Source organism: Pseudomonas sp. 3MAES_34.3B, assembly GCF_058145875.1.
Genome location: NZ_CM176960.1, coordinates 188,764 through 214,427 on the forward strand (window position 1 = coordinate 188,764; position 25,664 = coordinate 214,427).

Genomic DNA, 25,664 nt, shown 5'->3' on the forward strand with positions numbered 1-25,664 from the left:
AAGGAAGATCTCTAGGCCCTGTTTGCCCTTCCTTAAACAAACTGCCTGAACAACCAGTACAGCCCGGCCGACAGCGCAATGGCCGCTGGCAGGGTGAGCACCCAGGCCATGAGCAAGTTGCGCACGGTGCGCATCTGCAGGCCTGAGCCGTTGGCGGCCATGGTGCCCGCAACACCGGAAGACAGTACATGTGTGGTGGAGACGGGCAGCCCGTACATGTCCGCCGCGGCAATGGTCAGCATGGCGACGGTTTCGGCGCTGGCGCCTTGGGCGTAGGTAAGGTGCGTTTTGCCGATGCGCTCGCCTACCGTCACCACAATGCGCTTCCAGCCCACCAGTGTGCCCATGCCGAGCGCCAGCGCTACGGCGACCTTGACCCACGGCGGTATGAAGCGCGTGGCCTCGCCGATGTAATCCTGGAAGGCCTTGAGCTTGTCACGGGTGTCGGCGTCAAAGGTGCCTATCTTTTCTTTCTCCATCACCCGGATCGCTTCGGACGCCAGGTACATGTCGTTGCGCACGTTGGAGCTGGCGCGGGCGGGTACGCGGTCGAGCGAGCCGTACGACCTCACCTGATCGCCGATACTGCCCACCACTGCCGCCAGCGCCGGTACCAGCCCTGCGCTTGGCTTGTGGTCGATCAGGAAGGCTTCCAGATGCTGACGAGGGTCCTGGGTCAACGGTTGCGGCTCGGCTCTGACCAGCGCTTGTTGAGTCACCTGGGCCAGCGCCGCGAACCGTTGCGTCTGTTGCTCGGGAATCGCTCGGTTCAACGCGTAGGCCATGGGCAAGGTGCCGATCAGGATCAACATGATGAGCCCCATGCCCTTTTGCCCATCGTTCGAGCCATGGGCGAAGGACACGCCGGTGCAGGTAAGTATGAGCAGGCTGCGAATCCAGAACGGCGGCGGCGCGCTGCCTTCGGGGGCCTGGTAGAGCGCGCGGTTCTTCACAAAGTGGCGCAAGCCGAGCATCAGCAACCCCGCACATGCGAAGCCGATCAGCGGGGACAGCAGCAAGGCATAACCGACCTTGGCCGCTTGGCCCCAATCCACGCCTGACACGCCGTCTCGGCCATTCATCAACGCATTGGCCACGCCCACCCCGATGATGGAGCCGATTAGCGTGTGAGACGAGGAAGCGGGCAGGCCGAGCGCCCAGGTGCCCAGATTCCAGAGAATCGCGGCGAGCAATAGGGCGAAAATCATCGCAAAGCCGGCCGACGACCCTACCTGAAGAATCAGGTCCACCGGCAGCAATGCAATGATGCCGAAGGCCACCGCGCCGCTGGAGGCGAGCACGCCCAGGAAGTTGAAGCAGCCCGACCACATCACAGCCACATGGGCCGGCAGCGAATGGGTGTAGATCACCGTTGCCACCGCATTTGCCGTGTCATGGAACCCATTCACGAACTCGAACCCCAGCGCAATGATCAAGGCCACGCCCAGCAGTATGTAGGGCGTCCAGGTGGTACTCGATGCATTGCTCGTGTCGAGATCCTGGCTGAGGCTCCAGAACATGTAGCACAGCCCAGCGATTAATACCGCGTAGAGAATGGCCTTGCTCAAAGGAGAGGCGCGGCGATCGAGAACCGGCCCGGTTCTGACAGCTCCCGGGTTGAAGGGAGAGGTGGTCATCGGGCAGCTCCGAGTAAGAGGGACCTGAACCATGATCCGCTTTAAATATGACAGAAAGTTTCCAAGTGTTTCCGCGCAGTTGAAAGCCGATGGCCGGCAATGCCGTTTAGGCATAAGCAAATGAATAAATATGATTTATGGATATAAACCATCCGCTGTACTCTCGCTTTACGTTCACACAGCGACCTTAAGGAAGCCCGGATGCTAGTCGTTTCAATCGGAGGAAGCCCAAGCGTACGCTCTCGCTCCAACGTGATACTCGAACGTGCCCGGCACCTGCTACAGCAACGCGGCGTGGAGGTAGTGAGCTACCAGGTACGTGAATTTCCTGCCGAAGATCTGTTACACGCGCGCTTCGATAGCCCTCAGGTGGTGGACTTCCAACAGAAAGTGGAGCAGGCGGACGGCCTGATCGTTGCTACCCCTGTTTACAAGGCATCGTTCAGCGGCGCGCTGAAGACCTTGCTGGACCTGCTGCCCGAACGCGCGCTCAGCCACAAGGTGGTTTTGCCAATCGCCACAGGGGGCAGCATCGCCCACATGCTTGCGGTCGATTACGCGCTCAAGCCCGTGCTCGCGGCCCTCAAGGCCCAGGAAATGCTGCAAGGGATCTTCGCCGAAGACAGCCAGATCACCTATGCACAGGGATCGGCCCCGGCGGGCCTCGCGCAGGCACTGGAGCAACGGCTTGAAGCCGCACTTGAAGATTTCCATCAAGCCCTGGTGCGGCGGCCCCGCCCGCTCGCACCCGGGCAACTCAGTCGCAGCCTGATCGAGGCGCGCTGGAGCATCTGAACACCTTACGTACTTACTGACCCGACCACGGGAAGCAGGTACCGGTACCCCGACATCCCTCAAGGAGAGCGCCATGCGCCCGTTTACCTTGCGTCGAGGCCTGGTCGCCCTGTTTGCCGCGACCCTTGCCTTTGGCGCCCTCAGCCAGGCCCAGGCCGACACCCTGCGCATCGGCTATCAGAAATACGGCACCCTGGTGCTGCTCAAAGCCAAGGGGACCCTTGAAAAGCGCCTGGCCGACCAAGGCATCACTGTTCAATGGACCGAATTCCCCGGCGGCCCGCAACTGCTGGAAGGGCTGAATGTTGGCTCGATCGATTTCGGCGTTACCGGTGAAACTCCGCCTGTATTCGCCCAGGCGGCAGGCGCCGATCTGTTGTACGTCGCCCATGAGCCTCCTGCGCCAACCAGCGAAGCGATCCTGGTGCCCAAGGATTCGCCGGTTACCAGCGTGAAGGACCTCAAGGGCAAGAAAGTGGTGCTCAACAAGGGCTCCAACGTTCATTACCTGTTGGTGCGGGCCCTGGGAGACGCCGGCCTGAAGTACAGCGACATCCAGACCGTATTCCTGCCGCCAGCTGATGCCCGTGCGGCATTCGAGCGTGGCAGCGTGGATGCCTGGGTGATCTGGGACCCCTACCAGGCCGCCGCGGAACAGCAGCTCAACGCCCGTACGCTGCGTGACGGCACTGGCCTGGTGGACAACAACCAGTTTTACCTGGCTACCCGGCCGTATGCACAAGCGCATCCGGATGTCGTCGCGGCCCTTGTCGATGAAGTGCGCAAAACCGGTGAATGGTCCCGCGCCAACCCGGATGAGGTAACGCAGCAGGTAGCGCCGTTGCTCGGCTTGCCCGCGCCGATCGTATTGACCTCGGTGAAACGCCAGGGCTTCGGCGCGGCGTACATCTCACCTGAGGTGATAAACGCCCAGCAGAAGATCGCCGACGCCTTTTACCAGCTCAAGCTGATTCCCAAGCCGCTAAGCATCAAGGACGTCATCTGGGCGCCGCCGGCTGGCATCGCAAGCAAATAACCTCGCGCCGGCCTGGCCGGCGCCCACTCTGGAGACAACTCCCATGAGCCTGAACATTTTCTGGTTTCTACCTACGCATGGCGACGGTCATTACCTTGGCACGTCGGATGGCGCCCGCGCGGTGGACCATGGCTATCTGCAGCAGATTGCCCAGGCAGCGGACCGCCTGGGGTTTGGCGGGGTGCTTATTCCTACCGGCCGCTCCTGTGAAGATTCCTGGCTGGTCGCCGCATCGCTGATCCCGGTGACCCAACGCTTGAAGTTCCTGGTGGCGTTGCGCCCGGGGATTATCTCGCCAACCGTAGCGGCGCGTCAGGCGGCCACGCTGGACCGCCTGTCCAACGGCCGCGCCTTGTTCAACCTGGTCACCGGGGGCGACCCGGATGAGCTCGCCGGCGATGGCCTGTTCCTCACCCATGAGGAGCGTTACGAAGCCTCGGTTGAGTTCACCCGCATCTGGCGCCGCGTGCTGGAAGGCGAAACGGTGGACTACGACGGCAAGCACCTGAAGGTCAAAGGCGCGAAGCTGCTGTACCCGCCTATCCAGCAACCGCGACCACCACTGTACTTCGGTGGCTCGTCGGATGCCGCGCAGGACCTCGCCGCCGAGCAGGTCGAGTTGTACCTCACCTGGGGCGAGCCGCCTGCCGCGGTGGCCGAGAAGATAGCCCAGGTGCGCGCGAAGGCCGCCGCGCAAGGGCGTACGGTTCGCTTCGGTATTCGCCTGCATGTGATCGTTCGGGAAACCAACGACGAAGCCTGGCGCGCCGCTGACCGGCTGATCGCTCAGCTGGACGACGAGACGATTGCCAAGGCGCAATCCGCGTTCGCGCGCTTCGACTCGGTTGGCCAGCAACGCATGGCAGCCTTGCACGGCGGGCGCCGCGATCAATTGGAAGTCAGCCCCAACCTGTGGGCGGGCGTAGGGCTGGTTCGTGGTGGTGCGGGTACCGCCTTGGTGGGCGACGGGCCAACCGTTGCAGCGCGTGTGAAAGAGTACGCCGACCTGGGCATCGACACCTTCATTTTCTCCGGCTACCCCCACCTGGAAGAGTCGTACCGCGTGGCGGAGCTGCTGTTCCCGCATCTGGATGTAGAGCGGCCCCAGGCCGCAGGCGGCACGGGGTACATCAGCCCGTTCGGGGAAATGGTCGCCAATGATATCCTTCCCAAAGCCGCAGCGCAGAGCTGAGGGGGCGTGATGAGCATTTCGCGTAGAACCGCCGACCGGCTGGCACCATGGGCGCTGCCCGTGCTGCTGCTCGCCGTCTGGCAACTGGCAGTGAGCGCGGGCTGGCTTTCCACCCGGATTCTTCCCGCGCCCAGCGCGGTACTGGAGGCGGGTGTACAGCTGGTACGCTCTGGCGAAATCTGGACCCACCTGGCAATCAGCAGCTGGCGCGCGGCGGTGGGCTTTGCCATCGGCGGCAGCATCGGCCTGGCGCTGGGCTTCATTACGGGCCTGTCGCGCTGGGGCGAGCGGTTGCTCGACAGTTCAGTGCAGATGATTCGCAACGTTCCGCACCTGGCGCTGATTCCGCTGGTGATCCTGTGGTTCGGCATCGACGAGTCGGCCAAGATTTTCCTGGTAGCCCTGGGCACGCTGTTCCCCATTTACCTCAACACCTACCACGGCATTCGCAACGTAGACCCGGCTTTGCTGGAAATGTCGCGTAGCTACGGGCTGTCGGGGTTCGGGTTGTTCTGGCAGGTGATTCTTCCCGGCGCGCTGCCCTCGATCCTGGTGGGCGTTCGCTTCGCGCTCGGCTTCATGTGGCTGACGCTTATCGTGGCCGAGACGATCTCTGCCAGCTCCGGCATCGGTTATCTGGCAATGAATGCCCGAGAGTTTCTGCAAACCGACGTGGTGGTGCTGGCCATCGTCCTATATGCGGTACTGGGCAAGCTGGCAGACCTCGCCGCGCGGGGCCTGGAGCGGGTGTGGTTGCGTTGGCACCCAGCCTATCAAACCGCGAAGGAGGGCCGCGCATGAGCGTCTTGAACGAAACGCCGCATTTCCTTCGGGGCATCAGCCTGGATGTAGACAACCTGACCAAGACCTTTGGCGAACGGCAGGTGTTGCAGGGCATCGATTTGCATATTCCTGCGGGCCAGTTCGTCGCTGTGGTGGGCCGCAGCGGATGCGGCAAGAGTACCTTGCTGCGCCTCCTGGCGGGGTTGGACAAGCCGAGCAGTGGCCGGCTTGGCAGTGGCGAAGACACGCTGGCAACCGTGCGCGAGAACACCCGGTTGATGTTCCAGGAACCGCGCCTGTTGCCGTGGAAAACCGTGATCGAAAACGTAGGCCTGGGCCTCAAGGGTGACTGGAAGCCCAAGGCGTTCGAGGCGCTGGATGCCGTGGGGCTCGCCGAGCGGGCCAAGGAATGGCCGGCCGCGCTCTCCGGTGGGCAAAAGCAACGCGTGGCCCTGGCCCGGGCGTTGATCCATGAGCCTCGCCTCTTGTTGCTGGACGAACCACTCGGCGCACTCGATGCGCTGACCCGTATCGAAATGCAGCAGCTGCTTGAGCGGCTCTGGGCTCGACACCGGTTTACCGTGCTGCTGGTAACCCATGACGTGGCGGAAGCCGTCGCGGTAGCGGACCGAGTGATTCTCATTGAAGAAGGCCGTATCGGCCTGGACGTGGCCGTTGACCTGCCACGTCCGCGGCAGCGCGGCTCCCATGCGCTGGCAGAGATAGAAACACGCATTCTGGACCGGGTGCTTTCGTTGCCCGGGCAGGATATCCAGGAACCCCCATCCCCCCTGCCCACGCAACTGCGTTGGGCTTATTGACGCCATCCGAGGAAATCACCATGACCATCAAAGCCATCAACGTTCGCAACCAGTTCAAAGGCACTGTGAAGGAAATCATCGAAGGCCCCGTACTGTCGGAAATCGATGTGCAAACCGCCTCCGGGATCGTGACCTCGGTCATTACCACGCGCTCGGTGAAGGAACTCGAACTGGGCGTCGGCAGCGAGGTCATTGCCTTCGTGAAGTCCACTGAAGTTTCCATCGCCAAACTGTAGCCCTGACATTTCCTACGAAGGTTAAGGAATCGGCTGGCTTACACCCTCTGGGGGGCGCTCTACAGTAGCGCTTTTCCCCAGCGGGCAGCCCTCCCATGACCCTTACGCTCACCAAGCAACAAAGCGTATCTCTAGACAAAGCCAGTGGTGGCCCCCTTGCCCGAGTCACCCTCGGGTTGGGCTGGGACCCTATCCGAACCGGCTTTCTAGGCAAATTCATGCGTGCTGGCGAGATCGACCTGGACGCTTCCTGCATCGTTTTCGATAACGCGCTCAATCGGCTCGACCTTGTCTGGTTCCGTCAACTGGCGTCGAAAGACGGTGCCATCGTCCACTCGGGCGATAACCGCACCGGCCAGGGCGATGGCGATGACGAAACCCTGGAAATCGACCTCCTGCGGCTTTCGCCGCAAGCAGCGAAGCTGGTGTTCACGGTCAACAGCTTTACCGGGCAAACCTTCGAAAGCGTGCAAAACGCCTATTGCCGAGTCCTGGACGCAAGCACGGGAATGGAGCTGGCGCGTTTCGATCTTTCCGAAAAAGGCCGGCATACCGGTATCGTGATGGCGTGCCTCAGCCGTGAGGCTGGTGGTTGGGGGTTCAAGGCATTGGGCGCTATCACTGGCGGGCGAACGGCCGAGGATCTGGCAAGCGCTGCGGCCAAAGCGCTCCGGGGCTGACTGGCCACATTTGGCGCGGGTAGTCGTTTATACGGCAGGCGCGCGCTTCGCCATGTAGGGCGGCAGGTAAAGGCCCAGGTAGGCGTCGAACACGCGCATGCCTTCCTCAGCCAGGCGTGGCGTGATCTCCCCGTGCATCTGCACCGACCGTGCATACACCCGATCCCCCAGTTCCATGGCCAAGGTAAACACGTCCACGTCGTCGGGCAGCTGGGGTAACACGAAGTGGCGGGCGAATACGTCCCGCATCAGCGCTCCCAATTCGATGTCATGACGCCGGTCTGCCTGGGTCACTTCGCTCAGGCCATGCTGCGCCAGAATCAACTGCCGTGCCGCGGCGTCTTCGTTGTACAGGCTGAGCATGCGCTGCTCGACCAGCCGCGAAAGGTCGTGCCAGTTACACAAGGCTGATGAGTCGATGGGGGCTTCAAGGCATGCCCGAAACGCTGCGTGGATGTCGGCGGTAAGCCCCTCAAGCAAAGAGGGAACGCTTGGGAAGAAGTGGTACACCGAAGAGGGTGGAATCTGCGCCAGCTCTGCTACGGCATACACCGACAGCCCGGCTACCCCGTCCCGAACCAGCAACGTACGGGCAGCCGCCAGGATCGAGTCGATTCTGGCCTGGCTGCCTGGGCGGGGTTTGCGGCTGGTGACAGTACGAGGCATGAAGCGGGCTCCCTGAAGGCAGCCCGCATTCTAGCCTGAACCTTGCTGCCCTACACCGTGTGCAAGTACCAGTTGTATTCGAGGTCCGAGATGGAGTGCTCGAATTCCGCCAGTTCGCTTTCCTTGCAGGCCACGAAGATGTCGATGTACTTCGGATCGATGTACTTCGCCATGATTTCGCTGTCGTCCAATGCCCGCAATGCGTCCCGCAGGTTGTTCGGCAAGCTGGGCTCGGTCTGCTCGTAGGCGTTGCCTTCCAGAGGCGCACCCGGGTCGCACTTGGTGGTCAAGCCATGGTGGATACCCGCCAATACCGCCGACATCAGCAGATACGGGTTGGCGTCTGCACCCGCGACGCGGTGCTCGATGCGTACGGAATCCGGTGCGCCGGTCGGCACCCGCAGCGCTACGGTGCGGTTGTCCAGGCCCCAGGTGGGCGAGTTCGGTACATAGAACTGCGCGCCAAAGCGGCGGTAGGAGTTCACGTTCGGGCAGAGGAAGGCCATGGAGGCCGGCAGGGTCTCGAGCACACCGCCGATCGCGTTACGCAATGCGGCGTTCTGCTCGGGATCCTCGCTAGTGAAGATATTCTTGCCGTCCCTGTCCAGGATCGAGATATGCACGTGCAGGCCATTGCCGGCTTGCCCTGGGTAGGGCTTGGCCATGAAGGTGGTGTCCATTTCATGGTCGTAGGCGATGTTTTTGATCAGCCGCTTGAGCAGTACCGCGTAGTCGCAGGCCTTCAGCGGGTCGGCAACATGGTGCAGGTTCACCTCGAACTGCGCCGGGGCGCTTTCCTTCACGATGGCGTCGGCAGGGATGTGCTGTTCCTTGGCGCCTTCGAGAATGTCCTGCAGGCAATCAACGTACTCGTCCAGGTCGTCGATCAGGTATACCTGGGTCGACTGAGGGCGTTTGCCCGAGATGGGCGAGCGCGGCGGCTGAGGCCGACCATTCACGTTTTCCTGGTCGATCAGATAAAACTCGAGTTCGAACGCGGCGCAGATGGTCAGCCCCAGGTCGTCGAACTTCTGTACCACCTGGCGCAACACCTCGCGAGGGTCCGCGAAGAAGGGTTCGCCTTCAAGCTCATGCATGGTCATCAGCAGTTGTGCGGTCGGGCGCTTCTGCCATGGCTCATTGCTGAGGGTATTGGGGATGGGGTAGCAGATCCGATCCGCATCGCCGATATCCAGGCCCAGGCCGGTGCTTTCCACCGTGGAGCCGTTGATATCCAGTGCAAACAACGATGCCGGGAGGTTGATGCCTTTTTCGTACACCTTGTGCAGGCTGGTGCGCTCAATGCGCTTGCCACGCACTACACCATTCATATCTGCAATCAGAAGGTCGACGTACAGAACCTCAGGATGATCCTTAAGGAATGCGTTCGCTTCATTAAGCTGAACGGCACGCGGGGGTACCGACATGATGCAACACCTTTGTTGTTAAAAATTTCAATCATTGGCTTACAAGCGTCTCAGTCAATCCGAAAGCCAACACGAAGTCAAGCTAGCCCGTTCCTGCACTAAAAGAGTGCGATTTGGGCGATTTCGCACTGTCAGGGGGCGTTTTCCGCTGAATTTTCCGTCATGTTCTGAATCTCCTTTTTCGCCGTGCTGAATTTTTTACGGAGTGTTGTATAAAAAATTGAACGGCGCTAAGCTCGGTTGCATCCCATAACAGCAACAATAACGGGGAATATCATGGCACGCCTGCTATGTACTGGCGCGAATGCCTGGCTTGCATGGGCGTTTCACGCCTTGCGCCAACTGGCATCGACTGGCCAGAACCGCACCGAACACGCTGCAAAGGCCTTGCCGGCCCGGCCGGCTGAAGCCTGGATTCCGAACGCTCGCGGCTGGGCGGACAACACAGGGTACGTAACACCCTATCATTACAAAGCCTCTGGCTCGACTGGAGCGCTCCACGAACTTTCACAGGTTCGTATTACCATACTGCCAGAAGTCGCTTCGACGTACCTGCCCGGCTTGTCGCCCGGCTGTTCTCGAGGGCGCGCGTCCGCTGTTGCCCAACGCCGGGCCACAGGCGCGTCGCCTGGCCCGAAGCAACATCGCGTGGCACGTTCAAGCAGCATGCTCCACCATACTCTGACGCGTACACGTCAAAAACCCCCGGCTCCGCCGAGCCTGGGCCTTGCCTCCTGAGGTATTTATGAGTACCAACCTCGACCAGCTCACCGATTGGTTGAAAAAGCACAAGATCACCGAAGTCGAATGCCTGATCAGCGACCTGACCGGCATCACCCGCGGGAAGATCTCGCCCACGAACAAGTTTATCGCCGAAAAGGGCATGCGCCTGCCTGAAAGCGTATTGCTGCAGACCGTGACGGGCGACTATGTAGAAGACGACATCTATTACGAGCTGCTCGACCCCGCAGACATCGACATGCTCTGCCGGCCGGACGAGAACGCCGTTTTCCTGGTGCCTTGGGCGATCGAGCCTACCGCCCAGGTGATTCACGATACCTACGACAAGCAAGGCAACCCGATCGAGCTGTCGCCCCGTAACGTGCTCAAGAAGGTGCTCAAGCTCTATGCCGACCGCGGCTGGCAGCCGATCGTGGCGCCGGAAATGGAGTTCTACCTGACCAAGCGTTGCGACGACCCGGACTTCCCGCTGCAGCCGCCGATTGGCCGCTCTGGCCGTCCGGAGACGGGGCGGCAGTCGTTTTCCATCGAAGCCGCGAATGAGTTCGACCCGCTGTTCGAAGACGTGTACGACTGGTGCGAACTGCAGAACCTGGACCTCGACACGCTGATCCACGAGGACGGCACGGCTCAGATGGAAATCAACTTCCGTCATGGCAGTGCCCTGGCGCTGGCAGACCAGATCGTGGTGTTCAAGCGCACCATGCGCGAGGCGGCGCTCAAGCATAACGTGGCTGCCACCTTCATGGCCAAGCCCATGACCGGTGAGCCCGGCAGCGCCATGCACCTGCACCAGAGCGTGGTAAGCGTGGACACCGGCCGCAGTATCTTCTCCAACGAAGACGGCTCCATGAGCCAGCTGTTCCTGCACCATGTGGGCGGCTTGCAAAAGTACATCCCGGAGTTGCTGCCGTTGTTCGCCCCGAACGTGAACTCGTTCCGCCGCTTCCTGCCGGATACCTCCGCGCCGGTGAACGTGGAGTGGGGCGAGGAAAACCGCACCGTAGGGTTGCGGGTGCCGGATGCCACCCCACAGAACCGCCGCGTGGAAAACCGTTTGCCGGGCGCGGATGCCAACCCCTACCTGGCCATCGCTGCCAGCTTGCTGTGTGGCTACATCGGCATGGTCGAAGGTATTCCCCCTAGCGCCCCCGTTCATGGCCGCGGCTACGAGCGGCGCAACCTGCGCCTGCCGCTGACCATCGAGGATGCGCTGGAGCGCATGGAAACCTGCAAGACCATCGAGAAATACCTGGGTCGCAAGTTCGTCACCGGGTATGTGGCGGTGAAGCGGGCGGAACACGAAAACTTCAAGCGCGTGATCAGTTCGTGGGAACGGGAGTTCCTGCTGTTCGCGGTCTGATCGTTACCGGCCTGGCCTAGAGGGCCTGCCGGCTCAGGAGATGAAAATGAGCAATAACAATCCACAAACCCTGCAGTGGCAATCCCTCAGTGGCGACCATCACCTGGCGCCTTTCAGCGACTACAAGCAGCTGAAGGAAAAAGGCCCGCGCATCATTACCAAGGCGCAGGGCGTGCACCTGTGGGACAGCGAAGGGCACAAGATCCTCGACGGCATGGCGGGCCTGTGGTGCGTGGCGGTGGGTTATGGCCGCGAAGAGCTGGTGGAGGCCGCAGCCGCCCAGATGCGCGAGCTGCCTTATTACAACCTGTTCTTCCAGACCGCCCACCCGCCTGCGCTGGAGCTGGCGCGCGCGATTGTGGACGTAGCGCCCGAAGGCATGAGCCATGTGTTCTTCACCGGCTCCGGCTCGGAAGGGAACGACACGGTACTGCGCCTGGTTCGTCACTACTGGGCCCTCCAGGGCAAGCCAGGCAAGAAAACCATCATCAGCCGTATCAACGGCTACCACGGCTCTACCGTGGCTGGCGCCAGCCTGGGCGGTATGTCCGGGATGCACGAGCAGGGCGACCTGCCGATCCCCGGCATTGTGCACATCGCACAACCGTACTGGTTCGGTGAAGGCGGGGACATGAGCCCCGAAGAGTTCGGAGTGTGGGCCGCGAACCAGCTCGAAGAAAAGATTCTCGAGCTGGGCGAAGACCAGGTAGGCGCCTTTATCGCCGAGCCTATCCAGGGGGCGGGCGGTGTGATCATTCCGCCGGAAACCTACTGGCCGCGCATCAAGGAAATCCTCGCCAAGTACGACATTCTGTTCGTGGCCGATGAGGTGATCTGTGGTTTCGGTCGCACGGGTGAGTGGTTCGGTAGCGACTACTACGACCTCAAGCCAGACCTGATGACCATCGCCAAAGGCCTTACCTCCGGTTACGTGCCCATGGGCGGCGTGATCGTTCGGGACCGGGTGGCGCGGGTGATAAGCGAGGGCGGCGATTTCAACCACGGCTTTACCTATTCCGGGCACCCCGTTGCCGCTGCGGTTGGCCTGGCCAACCTGCGCCTGCTGCGTGAAGAAAAAATCATCGAAACGGTGAAGAGCGAAACGGCACCATATTTGCAGAAACGCCTGCGGGAGCTCGAAGACCACCCACTGGTGGGCGAGGTCCGAGGGTTGGGCATGCTGGGCGCGATCGAGCTGGTGAAAGACAAGGCAACCCGGGCGCGGCACGAAGGGCGTGGGGCCGGGATGATCTGCCGGCAGTTCTGCTTCGATAACGGCCTGATCATGCGAGCGGTGGGCGACACCATGATCATCGCTCCACCTTTGGTGATCAGCCGCGATGAAATCGATGAACTGGTCACCAAGGCGCGCTTGTGCCTGGACCTGACCCTTAATGCGCTGAATGGCTAAATGCTAGTCTGTGCAGCGGCGCGCTTGTATCGAGCGCGCTCACAGGCAAGCCTGCGTTCCGGTTTACCGCCTCGCTGGTGAGGCACCGGCGCCCTAAAGGTGGTTTTTCAAAAAAAATTTGGAGCATTACGCATGAAGAAATTTGGCAAGACGCTGCTCGCCATGTCGATGATGGGGGCCGTGGTCGGGGCAGTTCACGCTGATGACAAGGTTCTGCACGTGTACAACTGGTCCGACTACATTGCACCAGACACCGTGAAGAAGTTTGAAGACGAGTCGGGCATCAAGGTCGTGTACGACGTGTTCGACAGCAACGAGACCCTGGAAGCCAAGCTGCTTGCAGGCAAGTCCGGCTACGACATCGTAGTGCCGTCGAACAACTTCCTGGCCAAGCAGATCAAGGCGGGCGTGTATCAGGAGCTGGACAAGTCCAAATTGCCAAACTGGAAAAACCTGGACGAGTCGCTGCTCAAGGCCGTGGGCGATGCCAGCGACCAGGGCAACAAGCATGCGTTCCCGTACATGTGGGGCACCATCGGTATCGGCTACAACCCCGAGAAAGTGAAAGCCGCGCTGGGTGTGGACAAGATCGACTCGTGGGACGTCCTGCTCAAGCCCGAGAACATCGCCAAGCTGAAATCCTGCGGCGTAAGCTTCCTGGATTCGCCAACCGAAATGCTGCCGGTAGCGCTGCATTACCTGGGCCTGCCAACCAACAGCCAGAAGAAAGAAGACCTCAAGCAGGCTGAAGAACTGTTCCTCAAGGTTCGTCCAAGCATCACCTACTTCCACTCTTCCAAGTACATTTCCGACCTGGCCACAGGCAACATCTGCGTAGCGGTAGGCTATTCGGGTGACGTGCAGCAGGCCAAGTCCCGTGCCGAAGAAGCCGGTGGCAAGGTGAAGGTCAGCTACACCATTCCCAAAGAAGGCGCGGGTACCTTCTATGACATGGTCGCCATTCCGAAGGATGCCGAGAACGTGGACGGCGCCTACAAGTTCATGAACTTCCTGCTCAAGCCGGAAGTGATGGCGGAAATCACCAACGCCGTGCAGTTCCCGAACGGCAACAAGGCGGCTACCGAGTTCGTGGAAGATGCGATCAAGTCGGACCCGAACATCTATCCGTCGGACGAAGTGAAGGCCAAGTTCTATGCGATCTCCGACCTGCCAGCGGCCACTCAGCGTGAGATGACCCGCAGCTGGACCAAGATCAAGTCGGGCAAGTAATTCGCCTGCCCGGGCACCTGTCTGGCCATTGATCTGGCAGGTGCCTGGCGTTTATCGACAGGCTTATAACGAATTCATTTTGCCCGGCAGGTTTATCGAAGGTAAGTTGCGCCCCGGTTTTGTATTCCGGTCGGTTGATTGCCGTCTGAAAAAGATCACTTTCGAGAGGATTTCCACTTGGCTGACTCCCTGATTGGCAAGGCGTTGTTGCTCACCGCCGGGCTTGCACTCACGGCCGGCGCCCACGCGGCCGGCACGGTGAAGATCTACAACTGGTCCGACTACATTGGCGAGACCACGCTGGCCGACTTCGAGAAAGCGACTGGCATCAAACCGTCGTACGACGTGTTCGATTCCAACGAAACGCTTGAAGGCAAGCTGCTGGCCGGCCATACCGGCTACGACGTGGTCGTGCCGTCGAACCACTTCCTGGGCAAGCAGATCAAGGCTGGGGTATTCCAGAAGCTGGATCGCAGCCAATTGCCGAACTGGAACCATCTGGACCCAGCCCTGATGAAGCGCCTGGAGGCTAACGATCCTGGTAACCAGTACGCCATTCCCTACCTGTGGGGCACCAATGGCATTGGCTACAACCCGCAGAAGGTGAAAGCCGCACTGGGTGTGGACACGATCGACTCCTGGGCCACGCTGTTCGAACCGGAAAACATGAAAAAGCTGCAGAAGTGCGGCGTGGCTTTCCTCGATTCGCCAGACGAGATGATGCCTGCGGTACTTCAATACCTCGGGCTGGACCCCAACAGCACCAACCCGGAAGACTACAAGAAGGCCGAGGCCAAGTTACTGGCTGTGCGCCCTTATGTTCGCTACTTCCATTCCTCCAAGTACATTACCGACCTGTCCTCGGGGAACATCTGCGTGGCGGCTGGCTTCTCGGGTGATGTGTTCCAGGCGCGCAACCGCGCCAAGGAAGCGAAGAACGGCGTGAACGTTGCCTACGCTGTACCCAAGGAAGGCGGCAACCTCTGGTTCGACATGCTGGCTATTCCGGCCGATGCCAAGGACGTGAAAGAAGCCCACGCGTTCCTCAATTACCTGTTGGAGCCCAAAGTCATCGCCCAAGTGAGCGATTACGTCGGTTATGCCAACCCCAATCCCGAGGCCAAGACCGACATGGACGAGGCCGTGAGCGAAGACCCTGCGGTGTACCCGCCGCAGGACGTGCTCGACAAGGCGTATGTCAGCCACGAGCTGCCGCCTAACATTCAGCGCTTGATGACCCGCTCCTGGACCCGAATCAAGACGGGCAAGTAATTAACCTACGCTCGCCGGAGACGGCGGGCACGTGAAAAAAGTTGGGAGTTCGTTGATGGCCGTTGCCTCCAGTGCCTATAAGAAAGCCCTCGAAGGTGGCCAACACCCCAAGCAGGTGTTGGTCAAGATCGACCGGGTAACCAAAAAGTTCGACGAGACGATCGCTGTGGACGACGTGTCGCTGCAGATCCACAAGGGTGAAATCTTCGCCTTGCTGGGCGGATCGGGCTCGGGCAAGTCGACCCTGCTGCGTATGCTCGCGGGCTTCGAACGGCCTACGGAAGGGCGGATTTTCCTCGACGGCGAGGACATCACCGACATGCCGCCCTACAAGCGGCCCATCAACATGATGTTCCAGTCCTATGCATTGTTCCCGCACATGACCGTTTCGCAGAACATTGCCTTCGGCCTGAAGCAGGACAGGATGTCCAGCGCCGAGATCGACGCCCGGGTAGCCGAAATGCTCAAGCTGGTGCACATGACCCAGTACGCCCGGCGCAAGCCGCATCAATTGTCCGGCGGCCAGCGCCAGCGGGTTGCACTGGCCCGCTCCCTGGCCAAGCGGCCCAAGCTGTTGCTGCTCGATGAGCCCATGGGTGCGCTGGACAAGAAGCTGCGTTCGGAAATGCAACTGGAGCTGGTGGAAATCATCGAGCGCGTAGGCGTGACCTGCGTGATGGTGACCCACGACCAGGAAGAGGCCATGACCATGGCCCAGCGCATCGCGATCATGCACCTGGGCTGGATCGCTCAGATCGGCAGCCCTGTGGATATCTACGAAACCCCGACCAGCCGATTGGTGTGCGAATTCATCGGCAACGTCAACCTGTTCGACGGTGAAGTCATCGAAGACATGGAAGGCTACGCACTGATCAGCTCGCCTGAGCTGGAACGCACTATCTACGTGGGCCACGGTGTGAGTACGGCCGCGCAGGACAAGAGCGTGACCTACGCGATCCGCCCGGAAAAGCTCCTGGTTACGGTCGAGCAACCCTCCACTGAGCACAACTGGTCGCGCGGCAAGGTGCATGACATCGCCTACCTGGGCGGGCACTCGGTGTTCCACGTCCAGCTGCCCAGCGGCAAGATCGTGCAGTCGTTCGTGGCCAACGCGGAGCGCCGTGGCGCGCGGCCGACCTGGGACGACGAAGTGTTCGTATGGTGGGAAGACGACAGCGGCGTGGTGCTCCGGTCATGAACAAGAAGCTCAAGCGTATCTATAACCGCTGGATGCCGGGCGGCCGGCAAGTGGTCATCGGGATTCCGTTCCTGTGGCTGTTCCTGTTCTTCATGTTGCCGTTCTTCATCGTTCTGAAGATCAGCTTTGCCGAAGCGGATGTGGCCATTCCGCCGTATACCGATATCTGGCAGTACGCCGAAGGCAAGATCGACATCGCGCTGAACCTGGCCAACTACTTGCTGCTGGGCGACGACGAGTTGTATTTCTCGGCGTACCTGGGCTCGTTGAAGATGGCGTTCTTCAGCACCTTGCTGTGCGTACTGATCGGTTACCCGATGGCCTACGCGATGTCGGTGGCCAAGAAGGAAACCCAGACCGTGTTGCTGCTGCTGATCATGATGCCGACCTGGACGGCCATCCTGATTCGGGTGTACGCCTGGATGGGGCTGCTGAGTAACAATGGCTTGCTCAATGGCTTCCTGATGTACCTGGGCGTGATCGACCAGCCCTTGCAGATCCTGAACACCAACCTGGCGGTGTACATCGGCGTGGTGTATTCCTACCTGCCGTTCATGATCCTGCCGCTGTTCGCCAACCTGGTGAAGCATGATCAAAGCCTGCTAGAGGCCGCATCAGACCTGGGTTCCAGCCGCTTCAACAACTTCTGGAAAATCACCGTACCGCTTTCACGCAATGGCATCGTTGCCGGTTGCATGCTGGTGTTCATCCCTGTTGTGGGGGAGTTCGTGATCCCCGAACTGCTTGGCGGCCCGGAAACCTTGATGATCGGTAAGGTGCTGTGGCAAGAGTTCTTCAATAACCGCGACTGGCCCGTAGCCTCGGCGCTGGCGGTGGTGATGCTGGCACTGTTGATCGTGCCCATTCTTCTCTTCAACCGCAGCCAGGCCAAAGAGATGGAGGGCAAGGTATGAATTCCCGGTTCCGATTTTCAACCTTCATGCTGTGGGCGGGCTTGATCTTCATCTACGCGCCCATGCTGATCCTGGTGATCTTCTCGTTCAACGCCTCGCGCCTGGTAACGGTGTGGGGCGGGTGGTCGGTGAAGTGGTACGTGGGGCTGATGCACAACGATCAACTGATGAGCGCGGTGTTCCGCTCGCTGGAGATCGCGACCTACACGGCCATTTCTTCGGTGATATTGGGCACCCTGGCAGCGTTCGTGCTCACCCGCGTGGCAAGGTTCAAGGGCCGTACCCTGTTCGGTGGCCTGGTTACCGCACCGCTGGTAATGCCTGAAGTGATCACCGGCCTCTCGCTGCTGCTGCTGTTCGTGGCAATGGCGCAAGTGATCGGCTGGCCGCAGGAGCGTGGCGTACCCACCATCTGGATCGCTCACACCACCTTCTGCGCGGCCTATGTGGCAGTGGTGGTGTCGGCGCGCTTGCGCGAGCTGGACCTGTCCATCGAGGAAGCAGCGATGGACCTTGGCGCGCGGCCGTGGAAGGTGTTCCTGTTGATCACCATTCCAATGATCGCGCCGTCACTGGCGGCGGGCGGGATGATGTCCTTCGCCTTGTCGCTGGATGACCTGGTGCTGGCCAGCTTCGTGGCGGGGCCTGGCTCCACCACGCTGCCGATGGAGGTGTTCTCTCAGGTGCGCCTGGGTGTGAAGCCGGAGATCAACGCCATTGCCAGCCTTATCCTGCTGGTGGTGTCGATCTTTACCTTCTTCGTGTGGTTCTTCAGCCGCCGTGCCGAAGAGCGCCGTCGCCGTGCTATCCAGCAAGCGATCGAGGAAGCCGCCGTGGCCAACTCGTCCCAGCCAGATCCGCGTCGCGCCAGCGTCGAAGCCGTTTCGGCCTGAGGCGCCAGCAAGCAAGGCCTTGTTTGTCGGCGTGAAGAGGGGGTAGGGTTACCCGTATAACCGGGTAGCCCACATGACTTCGACGTTCCATCCCGACCGGCTGCGTGCCAGCCTTTCCTCGCTGAACGACGCCCGCCCCTTGTGTGAACAGGGGGTGGCGTATCAGCGTTTCTACGGGCTCGACCTTCCTGGTTTCGCGGTACGGTTCGACACACATCTAGGCCTTTTCGAAGCTGAAGGGTTCGAGCTGGTGTGCCAGGCATGGGTACCCCGGCAGCCCCGCGGCACTCTGGTGCTGCTGCACGGTTTTTACGACCACATGGGCTTGTTTCGCCATGTGATCGAATGGGCACTCGGGTGCGGGCTTGCGGTGGTGTCCTGCGACCTGCCAGGGCATGGCCTGTCGAGCGGCCCGCGCGCCAGTATCGAAGACTTCGCTCACTACCAGTCAACGCTCGACGGCCTGCTGGCGCAAGCAACGAGCTTGCACCTGCCCAGGCCTTGGCATGTGCTTGGCCAAAGCACAGGCGGTGCCATTGTCATTGACCATGCCTTGCACCGCGGCGATGAAAGCCTCATCGACGGTCGCCTGATATTGCTGGCCCCGTTGGTGCGCCCGCGCGCATGGGCCCGCTCGAAGCTCAGTTACCGGGTGCTCAGCCCTTTTGTGGATGGTATCGCGCGCCGGTTCAGCGAAAACAGCAACGACCCTGAGTTTCTGCCCTTCCTTCAGGCCGATCCGCTGCAGCCGCTGCGCTTACCCACCGCGTGGGTCGGGGCACTGGTGGAGTGGATCAACCGCATCGAAGCCGCCCCCTCCTGCAAACACACGCCCTTGATTGTGCAGGGTGAGCAGGACATGACGGTGGATTGGCGATATAACCTTCGAGTACTGGAGCGCAAATTCAGCCAACCGGAAGTACTACGCATCCCCTCGGCGCGCCATCACCTGGCCAATGAAACGGTGCACATTCGCGAGCAGTACCTGCGGTTTATCGAGCGGTACTTGTAGCGCCTGCTTCCAGGTTAGCGCGCGCCTACCGCCAGCCCCGCCCGCACGGCCGCCAGCGCTGCTTTGTAGTAGGCCTGGCCCTCGGGTGATTCAGCAAAGGCGACGAATTCTTCCAGCTCCGGATCGCTCAGTTCGCGATAAACGTAGAGCAGGGTGTTATCCAGGTCTACGCCAATTTGCTGCTGCAAGCGCTCGCGCTGCCCATCCAGCAGGCTTTGCGCCGAGCTGCCGCCCAGCAAACCTGGAATCATGGAACTGAGGCTGTCGGCGGCGACGCCGGCAATGGCCAGGCTCACCTCGGCACCGGCCTCGCGAGCCGGAAGCGCCCGGGCCAAGTGGCCGATCAGTAACTGACGGGTATCACTGGCCTGCATTTTGGGCAGGCCCTGCGCGTTGCGGGCAAGCTGGTCCGAGCGGGTTGCCAGCAATTCAGCGGCAACGATCTTGCGCCCTAACGGAGATTGAAAGAACGCCAGCGCGGGTTGTGGATTGGCCAGTGCCTGCCGCAGGCTGCCTTCGGCACGCTGGTCTACCGCCTGAGGGGCGAAGCGCTGATTGCTGTTGTTGACCAATGCCTGGAACACTGCCGGCGGCAGGCTGTTCTGATAGCGCTGCTGTGCGGCGCGCAGCGCGTCGGTGAAGTGCACGCGTTGCTCTGGCCAACCGGCTGCCTTATAGAGCTCGTCGTGGATGTCTGCCCACGCCGGCAAGGCGCAGCACATCAACACAACGGAAAGAAAACGACGCATGAGGGACTCCTGTCGGCAGGGCGCTATTGTCCGTGTCGTCAGCGGCATTTGTCGAGAGAGGCGAGGCGGTGACCGATGAAACTCGTGTTTCTTGCGGGGGATCTGTCGGTTTATGCGGCGGGTCGCTACCATGTGCCATGAACATTTCTCTCGATCATCCGCTGTTTGCCCGAATCGCTTCCGACCTCGCCGGCCACGGCTGGTCGCAGCAGAATATTTTTCTTCCCAGCACCCTTACCGAGGAGCTGGCGCGAGACTGCCTCGAGCGGGCCCGCCTCGGCCAGCTCAAGCCTGCGGCCACAGGGCGCGGTGTGACGGCACAGGTGCGAGAGGGCATCCGTGGGGACGCTATCGAGTGGGTCGAGCAAGGCCAGAGCGCGCCAGTCGATCGTTATCTGAGCCTGATGAACAGCCTGCGGCAAAGCCTCAATCAGTCTCTGTTCCTCGGGCTTGAGGATTTCGAGAGCCACTTCGCCTGCTATCCACCCGGTGCCTGTTACCTGCGCCATCTGGACCGCTTCAGCGACGACGACCGGCGCAGCGTGTCTACCGTTGTGTACCTGAATCAGGCCTGGTTGCCCGAAGACGGCGGGCAGCTACGCCTCTACTTGCCAGGCGAGCGAATTCACGACGTGGTCCCCACCGGTGGCGCGCTGGTGGTGTTCCTGTCGGACCAGATCCCTCATGAAGTATTGCCGGCCCAGCGGGAGCGCTTGTCACTTACGGGCTGGTTCCGGCGCCGTGGCTCGGGCCCTTTATAGGGCCCGAACCTTTGCCGGCTGTGAAGGCCGCCCCGAACGAGGCGGCCGAGCCGCTTAGAACAGCACGCGGCTGCGGATGGTGCCTTTGATGTGCTGCAGCTTGGCTTGCGCCAGGTCGGAATACTCGGCGTCCACATCAATGACCACATAACCAACTTTTTCGTTGGTTTGCAGGAACTGGCCAGAGATGTTGATGCCGTTCTCGGCGAACACCTTGTTGATCTCGCTGAGCACGCCCGGGATGTTTTCGTGGATGTGCAGCAAGCGGTGCTTGCCCGGGTGTGCCGGCAGGGCTACTTCCGGGAAATTGACCGAAGATACCGAGGTACCGTTGTCGCTGTATTTGACCAGCTTTTCGGCCACTTCCAGGCCGATGTTTGCCTGCGCCTCGGCAGTGGAACCACCGATGTGCGGAGTGAGGATCACGTTGTCCAGGCCACGCAGCGGGCTTTCGAAGATATCGTCGTTCGAGCGCGGCTCTACCGGGAACACGTCGATGGCGGCGCCGATCAGGTGCTTGTCCTTGATCGCTTCAGCCAGGGCCTCGAGGCGAACCACGGTGCCACGGGCTGCGTTGATCAGGATGCCGCCCTTTTTCATCGCGCGGATTTCTTCTTCGCCGATCATCCACTTGGTGGAGGGCAGTTCGGGCACATGCAGCGAGACGATGTCTGCCAGGCCCAGCAGCTCCTTGAGCGTAGGCACCTGGGTAGCGTTACCCAGTGGCAGCTTGGTCAGCGGGTCGTAGAAGAACACCTGCATGCCCAGGCCCTCGGCCAGGACCGACAGCTGGGTACCGATGGAGCCATAACCGACGATGCCGAGCTTCTTGCCGCGAATCTCGAACGAGTTGGCCGCGCTCTTGATCCAGCCGCCACGGTGGCAGGAGGCGTTCTTTTCCGGAATGCCGCGAAGCAACAGGATGGCTTCGGCCAATACCAGTTCGGCGACCGAGCGGGTATTGGAGTAGGGCGCGTTGAACACCGCAATGCCGCGCTCGCGGGCCGCGTTGAGGTCAACCTGGTTGGTGCCGATGCAGAAGCAGCCGACCGCTACCAGCTTCTTCGCGCGGTCGAAGAGCTCTTCGGTCAGATGAGTGCGCGAGCGGATGCCGATGAAGTGGGCGTCGGCGATCTTTTCCTTCAGCTCTGCTTCCGGCAGGGAACTGGAGTGATACTCGATGTTGGTGTAACCGGCCGCCTTGAGCGTGTCCACGGCGGTTTGGTGTACGCCTTCGAGAAGAAGGAACTTGATCTTGCTCTTGTCGAGAGAAGTCTTGCTCATCTGCTTAAACCTGGTTCCGGAAAAATGGCAGGGAAAGGAACGCCCGCTGCGCTCGGGCTGCCCATCTGCAGCCTTGTAGCGGGGGCGTATGCTAGCATGTTCGCCTTCCCTGGAACCCGCCCCAGACGTGAATATGGCTCAGGCGCCGCATGAGCGGCTCGCGGGTTCGCTTACTTTTCCGCGTTCCTTCGAGGTGTCGATAATGAGCTACCAGCACCAGTACGCCGACGGTACCCACATTCATTTCCCCCTGGGGAAAGTAGTGTGTATCGGCCGCAACTATGCCGAACACGCCCATGAGTTGAACAACCCGGTACCGGCCGAGCCGCTGCTGTTCATCAAGCCGGGTAGCTGTGTGGTGCCCGCAGCAGGCGGATTCAAGATCCCGGCCGAACGAGGCTCGGTACACTACGAAACCGAAATCGCGGTACTGCTGGGCAAGGCGCTTTCCACTCAGCCCAGCGAGGAAGAAGTACTGGACGCGATTTCAGGCTTTGCACCGGCGCTGGACCTGACCCTGCGTGATGTGCAAGCCAAGCTCAAGGAAAAGGGGCTGCCCTGGGAGCTGGCCAAGTCGTTCGATGGCGCTTGTGTGCTGGCGCCTTTCGTTGCGGCCAGCACCTTCGAGGACCTGACGGACATTCCCGTAAGGCTCACCCTCAACGGCGAGGTGCGGCAGGATGGCAGCAGCGCCTCCATGCTCAACCCTATCGTGCCGATGATCCAGTACATGGCCGCGCACTTCTCGCTGCATGCCGGTGATGTAATTCTCACTGGAACCCCGGCGGGCGTGGGGCCGCTGGCCAGCGGGGACCAACTCGTACTGGAATTGCCGGGCGCAATCCGGGTGGAAACCCACGTGGTGTGAAGCGGTTGGCGGAGCGGCTGTTTCCCATTTTTTTCACATTGCGTGCGGATAATGCGCTGGCCCTTCAGCCTTGACCGCAGGTATTCCCATGCCCACAGCCGCCTTGCCTTCCGCTACCACACCGCGCCGCTCGGCACGGCGGCTGCGCCTGTGGCTGATCGGCGTTGCGGCGGTTGCCATTGCCTACACCATAGCGGCCATCCTGCACTGGGATGACCGCGGGCTGCTGTGGCTCAAGGAGCGGTTGACGTCTCCAGCAGCCCAGGCGCAGGCGATCTGGCTGCCAGGCTACCGCGCTACCGTCGATGCCAAGCCGCTGCCAGGCATGGAAGACGACGAAGCGTCCGACCTTACTTACGACCCTGCCAGCCGCACACTTTATTCGGTAATGGGCAAACACCCCTTCCTGGTTCAGCTCACGCTGCAAGGGGATGTGCTGCGCAAATTGCCCCTCGTTGGCTGGAGCAACCCCGAAGGCGTCGCCATGCTCGGAGATGGCCGGATGGCAATCACCGACGAACGCTTGCATACCGTGACCGTGGTCAAGGTTGAACCGAACACTACGGCGCTGAATTACGCGGATTTCCCGAAGATCGACCTTGGTACTTCACCCAGTGCCAACAAAGGGTTCGAAGGCGTGGCCTGGGATCCCCGCCACCAGCGGCTGCTGGTTGGGCAAGAGCGGCCGACTACACTGTTCAGCCTCAAGCAAGGCGAAAACGGCAGCTTCGTACCAGACCGGGTGCTCGTGCCTAACAACGCCATGGACATGCGTAACCTGTCCGCGGTAAGCGTAGACCCCCGCACGGGCCACCTGCTGCTGCTTTCGGCCGATTCCCATCTGCTGATGGAAGCGGACAACAACGGTCAGCCAGTGAGTTTCATGGCACTGCTTGGGGGCTTCAATGGCATTGCCAATACCATCCCACGCGCCGAAGGCGTGGCCATGGACGAGCAGGGCACCTTGTACATGGTCAGCGAGCCCAACCTGTTCTATGCCTTCAAGAAAAATCAGGGCGGCTCTTAAGTCCGGGTTCAGCGGGCTGTGGTTTCATGTCGGGGTCTTCCACTGGTAAGCCTCCCATGTACCTTTCCCTTAACGCTCGCCCGGTTCGCCTGGGCCTGTTGCTGCTGATACTCGCCCTTGGCGGCGGTGCCGTTTACTTCTCCCGGGCGCCCGCCAGCGCGTGGTTCGCCATCAGCCAATGGTTATCGCCTGGCCGCTCTGCGCTGGGGCTTGCGGATTATCAGGCCGCGCTTCAGGCGCAGCCCATCGAGGGGCTGAGCGGGGATGTTTCGGCACTGACGTACGATCCGGATCGCAACACCCTGTTTACGGTGACCAACAAAACCCCCGAACTGGTAGAGCTGTCTCTCAACGGGGACGTACTTCGGCGCATTGCCTTGATTGGTTTTTCCGATCCGGAAGCCGTGGAGTACATAGCGCCCGGCACTTACGTGATAAGCGACGAACGCCAGCAGCGCCTGGTACAGGTGGAAGTCAGCGACGCAACGGCCAGCGTGGACATCGCAAGCGGCCATCAGTTGGCCCTGGGCCTGGGGCTCAATGGCAACAAGGGCTTCGAGGGCTTGGCCTATGACCTTTCAAGCAAGCGCTTGTATGTGGCCAAGGAGAGGGACCCGGTGCGTATTTATGAAGTGAGCGGTTTCCCGCTGGGGAGTAATGGCCCTGTGGCCATCAGCGTGTCAGAGAACAGGCAGCGGGATCGCGCCATGTTCGTCAAAGACCTTTCCAGCCTGCAGTTCGATCCCGGCAGGGGGCACCTGCTGATCGTTTCCGATGAATCCCGGGTGGTGGTAGAACTGGACCCCGATGGCAAGCCCATCGCCAGCCTTTCGCTGGTCGAAGGGGCCGCCGGGCTGAAGCGCGCAGTGCCTCAACCCGAAGGCGTTGCCATGGACACCGCAGGCATCTTGTACATGGTCAGCGAGCCGAACCTCTTCTATCGCTTCGAACCCCGGCCCGCTCAGTAACGGTCAGCGGGTGTAGGTTTTCACACCTTCAGGCGTGCCGAGCAGCAGCAAGTCAGCGGGGCGGGCGGCGAACAGGCCATTGGTGACCACGCCGACGATCTGGTTGATGCTCGCTTCGAGGCTTACCGGGTCGGTAATGTGCAGGTTGTGCACGTCCAGGATGATATTGCCGTTATCGGTCAGCACCCCGTCACGGTAGACCGGGTCCCCGCCCAGCTTGACCAGCTCGCGCGCGACGTGGCTGCGCGCCATGGGCACTACTTCTACGGGTAGCGGGAACTGCCCGAGCACCGGCACCAGTTTGCTGGCATCGGCAATACAGATGAAGCGACCAGCGACCGCGGCCACGATCTTTTCGCGAGTAAGCGCCGCGCCACCGCCCTTGATCAGGTGCAGGCGTTCGTCGCTTTCATCGGTGCCATCCACGTAAAACTCCAGCTCCCCGACGGTGTTGAGGTCGTAGACCGGAATGCCGTGCCCCTTCAGGCGCGCGGCGGTCGCTTCGGAGCTGGCCACGGCGCCGTCGAAGGCCCCCTTGTGGCGCGCAAGCGCATCGATGAACAGGTTGGCGGTCGACCCAGTGCCCACCCCGACAATGCTCTTGTCCGTGAGGCTGGGCAAAATGTGGTCGACGGCTGCCTGGGCCACGGCCTGTTTGAGTTGATCCTGGGTCATGCTGGCGCTCCGCAAGGGGCTGGTG

At 61.1% G+C, this 25,664-nt stretch carries 25 protein-coding genes; 19 read left to right on the forward strand and 6 right to left on the reverse strand.

All coding sequences use genetic code 11. The features are described from left to right. Positions 1 to 32: 32 nt before the first annotated feature. A complete protein-coding gene (locus tag AC3Z8Y_RS00835; RefSeq protein WP_490089909.1) occupies positions 33 to 1,520 on the reverse strand; it encodes an inorganic phosphate transporter in 1,488 nt (495 codons plus the stop codon). Positions 1,521 to 1,838: 318 nt separating this feature from the next. Between AC3Z8Y_RS00835 and ssuE the strand changes: the two genes are divergently transcribed. From ssuE to AC3Z8Y_RS00870, 7 genes are all read left to right on the forward strand, one after another. Beyond that, positions 1,839 to 2,432 (forward strand): NADPH-dependent FMN reductase, encoded by a 594-nt coding sequence (gene ssuE, locus AC3Z8Y_RS00840; protein ID WP_181113846.1) that lies wholly within the window; start codon positions 1,839 to 1,841, stop codon positions 2,430 to 2,432. Between the two features lie 73 nt (positions 2,433 to 2,505). After that, entirely contained in the window at positions 2,506 to 3,468 is a 963-nt protein-coding gene (locus AC3Z8Y_RS00845) for a sulfonate ABC transporter substrate-binding protein (RefSeq protein ID WP_490088056.1), read from the forward strand. Between the two features lie 43 nt (positions 3,469 to 3,511). After that, complete coding sequence (gene ssuD / locus AC3Z8Y_RS00850) at positions 3,512 to 4,660, forward strand: FMNH2-dependent alkanesulfonate monooxygenase (protein WP_490088057.1); 1,149 nt, start codon at positions 3,512 to 3,514, stop codon at positions 4,658 to 4,660. Between the two features lie 9 nt (positions 4,661 to 4,669). Then, positions 4,670 to 5,461 carry an aliphatic sulfonate ABC transporter permease SsuC gene (ssuC, locus tag AC3Z8Y_RS00855; protein WP_181119123.1) on the forward strand — a complete coding sequence of 264 codons (792 nt, stop codon included), beginning with the start codon at positions 4,670 to 4,672 and terminating at the stop codon, positions 5,459 to 5,461. After that, a complete protein-coding gene (ssuB, locus tag AC3Z8Y_RS00860) occupies positions 5,458 to 6,264 on the forward strand; it encodes an aliphatic sulfonates ABC transporter ATP-binding protein (RefSeq protein ID WP_490088058.1) in 807 nt (268 codons plus the stop codon). The genes ssuC and ssuB overlap by 4 nt, the downstream gene beginning before the upstream one ends. Positions 6,265 to 6,284: 20 nt before the next feature. Continuing rightward, positions 6,285 to 6,500: a TOBE domain-containing protein gene (locus tag AC3Z8Y_RS00865; RefSeq protein WP_168085268.1), complete on the forward strand. Its 216-nt coding sequence runs from the start codon at positions 6,285 to 6,287 to the stop codon at positions 6,498 to 6,500. Positions 6,501 to 6,595: 95 nt separating this feature from the next. After that, positions 6,596 to 7,180, forward strand: a complete 585-nt coding sequence (locus AC3Z8Y_RS00870; RefSeq protein ID WP_490088059.1) for a TerD family protein — start codon at positions 6,596 to 6,598, stop codon at positions 7,178 to 7,180. 27 nt (positions 7,181 to 7,207) lie between these two features. Here AC3Z8Y_RS00870 and AC3Z8Y_RS00875 read toward each other — a convergent pair whose 3' ends face one another. Both AC3Z8Y_RS00875 and AC3Z8Y_RS00880 read right to left on the reverse strand, forming a co-directional pair. Further along, complete coding sequence (locus AC3Z8Y_RS00875) at positions 7,208 to 7,846, reverse strand: TetR/AcrR family transcriptional regulator (protein WP_490088060.1); 639 nt, start codon at positions 7,844 to 7,846, stop codon at positions 7,208 to 7,210. 50 nt (positions 7,847 to 7,896) lie between these two features. Next, positions 7,897 to 9,273: a glutamine synthetase family protein gene (locus tag AC3Z8Y_RS00880; RefSeq protein WP_490088061.1), complete on the reverse strand. Its 1,377-nt coding sequence runs from the start codon at positions 9,271 to 9,273 to the stop codon at positions 7,897 to 7,899. Between the two features lie 745 nt (positions 9,274 to 10,018). Here AC3Z8Y_RS00880 and AC3Z8Y_RS00885 point away from each other — a divergent pair. From AC3Z8Y_RS00885 to bipL, 8 genes are all read left to right on the forward strand, one after another. Next, positions 10,019 to 11,377, forward strand: coding sequence for a glutamine synthetase family protein (locus tag AC3Z8Y_RS00885; RefSeq protein WP_181113823.1), 1,359 nt, complete (start codon positions 10,019 to 10,021; stop codon positions 11,375 to 11,377). Between the two features lie 46 nt (positions 11,378 to 11,423). After that, positions 11,424 to 12,788 carry an aspartate aminotransferase family protein gene (locus AC3Z8Y_RS00890; protein ID WP_181119121.1) on the forward strand — a complete coding sequence of 455 codons (1,365 nt, stop codon included), beginning with the start codon at positions 11,424 to 11,426 and terminating at the stop codon, positions 12,786 to 12,788. 132 nt (positions 12,789 to 12,920) lie between these two features. Next, positions 12,921 to 14,018, forward strand: a complete 1,098-nt coding sequence (locus tag AC3Z8Y_RS00895; protein ID WP_490088062.1) for a polyamine ABC transporter substrate-binding protein — start codon at positions 12,921 to 12,923, stop codon at positions 14,016 to 14,018. 177 nt (positions 14,019 to 14,195) lie between these two features. Further along, positions 14,196 to 15,290, forward strand: a complete 1,095-nt coding sequence (locus AC3Z8Y_RS00900) for a polyamine ABC transporter substrate-binding protein (protein ID WP_490088063.1) — start codon at positions 14,196 to 14,198, stop codon at positions 15,288 to 15,290. Positions 15,291 to 15,345: 55 nt separating this feature from the next. Further along, positions 15,346 to 16,488: a polyamine ABC transporter ATP-binding protein gene (gene potA / locus AC3Z8Y_RS00905; RefSeq protein WP_490088064.1), complete on the forward strand. Its 1,143-nt coding sequence runs from the start codon at positions 15,346 to 15,348 to the stop codon at positions 16,486 to 16,488. A 32-nt stretch (positions 16,489 to 16,520) separates the two neighbouring features. After that, positions 16,521 to 17,402: an ABC transporter permease subunit gene (locus tag AC3Z8Y_RS00910; RefSeq protein ID WP_181113984.1), complete on the forward strand. Its 882-nt coding sequence runs from the start codon at positions 16,521 to 16,523 to the stop codon at positions 17,400 to 17,402. After that, positions 17,399 to 18,295 (forward strand): ABC transporter permease subunit, encoded by an 897-nt coding sequence (locus AC3Z8Y_RS00915; RefSeq protein WP_490088065.1) that lies wholly within the window; start codon positions 17,399 to 17,401, stop codon positions 18,293 to 18,295. Before AC3Z8Y_RS00910 ends, AC3Z8Y_RS00915 begins: the two co-directional genes overlap by 4 nt. Before the next feature lie 73 nt (positions 18,296 to 18,368). Then, positions 18,369 to 19,307 (forward strand): phospholipase BipL, encoded by a 939-nt coding sequence (gene bipL, locus AC3Z8Y_RS00920; RefSeq protein WP_490088066.1) that lies wholly within the window; start codon positions 18,369 to 18,371, stop codon positions 19,305 to 19,307. 14 nt (positions 19,308 to 19,321) lie between these two features. On the opposite strand, the gene AC3Z8Y_RS00925 is transcribed toward bipL, so the two are convergent. Further along, positions 19,322 to 20,056 (reverse strand): hypothetical protein, encoded by a 735-nt coding sequence (locus tag AC3Z8Y_RS00925; protein WP_490088067.1) that lies wholly within the window; start codon positions 20,054 to 20,056, stop codon positions 19,322 to 19,324. Between the two features lie 137 nt (positions 20,057 to 20,193). Between AC3Z8Y_RS00925 and AC3Z8Y_RS00930 the strand changes: the two genes are divergently transcribed. Further along, entirely contained in the window at positions 20,194 to 20,817 is a 624-nt protein-coding gene (locus AC3Z8Y_RS00930) for a 2OG-Fe(II) oxygenase (protein ID WP_490088068.1), read from the forward strand. A 54-nt stretch (positions 20,818 to 20,871) separates the two neighbouring features. Here AC3Z8Y_RS00930 and serA read toward each other — a convergent pair whose 3' ends face one another. After that, positions 20,872 to 22,101 (reverse strand): phosphoglycerate dehydrogenase, encoded by a 1,230-nt coding sequence (gene serA, locus AC3Z8Y_RS00935; RefSeq protein WP_181113802.1) that lies wholly within the window; start codon positions 22,099 to 22,101, stop codon positions 20,872 to 20,874. A 202-nt stretch (positions 22,102 to 22,303) separates the two neighbouring features. Here serA and AC3Z8Y_RS00940 point away from each other — a divergent pair, with 202 nt between their 5' ends. The 3 genes from AC3Z8Y_RS00940 to AC3Z8Y_RS00950 all read left to right on the forward strand — a co-directional run bounded on the left by AC3Z8Y_RS00940 (position 22,304) and on the right by AC3Z8Y_RS00950 (position 24,964). After that, positions 22,304 to 22,969: a fumarylacetoacetate hydrolase family protein gene (locus AC3Z8Y_RS00940; protein WP_490088069.1), complete on the forward strand. Its 666-nt coding sequence runs from the start codon at positions 22,304 to 22,306 to the stop codon at positions 22,967 to 22,969. Positions 22,970 to 23,057: 88 nt separating this feature from the next. Then, a complete protein-coding gene (locus AC3Z8Y_RS00945) occupies positions 23,058 to 23,996 on the forward strand; it encodes an SdiA-regulated domain-containing protein (protein WP_490088070.1) in 939 nt (312 codons plus the stop codon). 56 nt (positions 23,997 to 24,052) lie between these two features. Beyond that, on the forward strand, positions 24,053 to 24,964 hold the full coding sequence (locus AC3Z8Y_RS00950; RefSeq protein WP_490088071.1) for an SdiA-regulated domain-containing protein: 912 nt from the start codon (positions 24,053 to 24,055) through the stop codon (positions 24,962 to 24,964). A gap of 3 nt (positions 24,965 to 24,967) precedes the next feature. On the opposite strand, the gene rpiA is transcribed toward AC3Z8Y_RS00950, so the two are convergent. Then, positions 24,968 to 25,639 carry a ribose-5-phosphate isomerase RpiA gene (gene rpiA, locus AC3Z8Y_RS00955; RefSeq protein ID WP_490088072.1) on the reverse strand — a complete coding sequence of 224 codons (672 nt, stop codon included), beginning with the start codon at positions 25,637 to 25,639 and terminating at the stop codon, positions 24,968 to 24,970. Positions 25,640 to 25,664 lie beyond the last annotated feature (25 nt).

Excerpts from the sequence above, each read along its gene's own strand:
- AC3Z8Y_RS00930 (WP_490088068.1), top strand. The coding sequence starts at position 20,194 with ATGAACATTTCTCTCGATCATCCGCTGTTTGCCCGAATCGCTTCCGAC.
- AC3Z8Y_RS00845 (WP_490088056.1), top strand. The coding sequence starts at position 2,506 with ATGCGCCCGTTTACCTTGCGTCGAGGCCTGGTCGCCCTGTTTGCCGCG.
- ssuB (WP_490088058.1), top strand. The coding sequence starts at position 5,458 with ATGAGCGTCTTGAACGAAACGCCGCATTTCCTTCGGGGCATCAGCCTG.
- ssuE (WP_181113846.1), top strand. The coding sequence starts at position 1,839 with ATGCTAGTCGTTTCAATCGGAGGAAGCCCAAGCGTACGCTCTCGCTCC.
- serA (WP_181113802.1), bottom strand. The coding sequence starts at position 22,101 with ATGAGCAAGACTTCTCTCGACAAGAGCAAGATCAAGTTCCTTCTTCTC.
- AC3Z8Y_RS00885 (WP_181113823.1), top strand. The coding sequence starts at position 10,019 with ATGAGTACCAACCTCGACCAGCTCACCGATTGGTTGAAAAAGCACAAG.
- AC3Z8Y_RS00865 (WP_168085268.1), top strand. The coding sequence starts at position 6,285 with ATGACCATCAAAGCCATCAACGTTCGCAACCAGTTCAAAGGCACTGTG.
- AC3Z8Y_RS00910 (WP_181113984.1), top strand. The coding sequence starts at position 16,521 with ATGCCGGGCGGCCGGCAAGTGGTCATCGGGATTCCGTTCCTGTGGCTG.
- AC3Z8Y_RS00915 (WP_490088065.1), top strand. The coding sequence starts at position 17,399 with ATGAATTCCCGGTTCCGATTTTCAACCTTCATGCTGTGGGCGGGCTTG.
- ssuD (WP_490088057.1), top strand. The coding sequence starts at position 3,512 with ATGAGCCTGAACATTTTCTGGTTTCTACCTACGCATGGCGACGGTCAT.
- AC3Z8Y_RS00950 (WP_490088071.1), top strand. The coding sequence starts at position 24,053 with ATGTACCTTTCCCTTAACGCTCGCCCGGTTCGCCTGGGCCTGTTGCTG.
- rpiA (WP_490088072.1), bottom strand. The coding sequence starts at position 25,639 with ATGACCCAGGATCAACTCAAACAGGCCGTGGCCCAGGCAGCCGTCGAC.
- AC3Z8Y_RS00880 (WP_490088061.1), bottom strand. The coding sequence starts at position 9,273 with ATGTCGGTACCCCCGCGTGCCGTTCAGCTTAATGAAGCGAACGCATTC.
- AC3Z8Y_RS00870 (WP_490088059.1), top strand. The coding sequence starts at position 6,596 with ATGACCCTTACGCTCACCAAGCAACAAAGCGTATCTCTAGACAAAGCC.
- AC3Z8Y_RS00835 (WP_490089909.1), bottom strand. The coding sequence starts at position 1,520 with ATGTTCTGGAGCCTCAGCCAGGATCTCGACACGAGCAATGCATCGAGT.
- AC3Z8Y_RS00945 (WP_490088070.1), top strand. The coding sequence starts at position 23,058 with ATGCCCACAGCCGCCTTGCCTTCCGCTACCACACCGCGCCGCTCGGCA.
- AC3Z8Y_RS00925 (WP_490088067.1), bottom strand. The coding sequence starts at position 20,056 with ATGCGTCGTTTTCTTTCCGTTGTGTTGATGTGCTGCGCCTTGCCGGCG.
- AC3Z8Y_RS00895 (WP_490088062.1), top strand. The coding sequence starts at position 12,921 with ATGAAGAAATTTGGCAAGACGCTGCTCGCCATGTCGATGATGGGGGCC.
- bipL (WP_490088066.1), top strand. The coding sequence starts at position 18,369 with ATGACTTCGACGTTCCATCCCGACCGGCTGCGTGCCAGCCTTTCCTCG.
- AC3Z8Y_RS00890 (WP_181119121.1), top strand. The coding sequence starts at position 11,424 with ATGAGCAATAACAATCCACAAACCCTGCAGTGGCAATCCCTCAGTGGC.
- AC3Z8Y_RS00940 (WP_490088069.1), top strand. The coding sequence starts at position 22,304 with ATGAGCTACCAGCACCAGTACGCCGACGGTACCCACATTCATTTCCCC.
- potA (WP_490088064.1), top strand. The coding sequence starts at position 15,346 with ATGGCCGTTGCCTCCAGTGCCTATAAGAAAGCCCTCGAAGGTGGCCAA.
- AC3Z8Y_RS00875 (WP_490088060.1), bottom strand. The coding sequence starts at position 7,846 with ATGCCTCGTACTGTCACCAGCCGCAAACCCCGCCCAGGCAGCCAGGCC.
- ssuC (WP_181119123.1), top strand. The coding sequence starts at position 4,670 with ATGAGCATTTCGCGTAGAACCGCCGACCGGCTGGCACCATGGGCGCTG.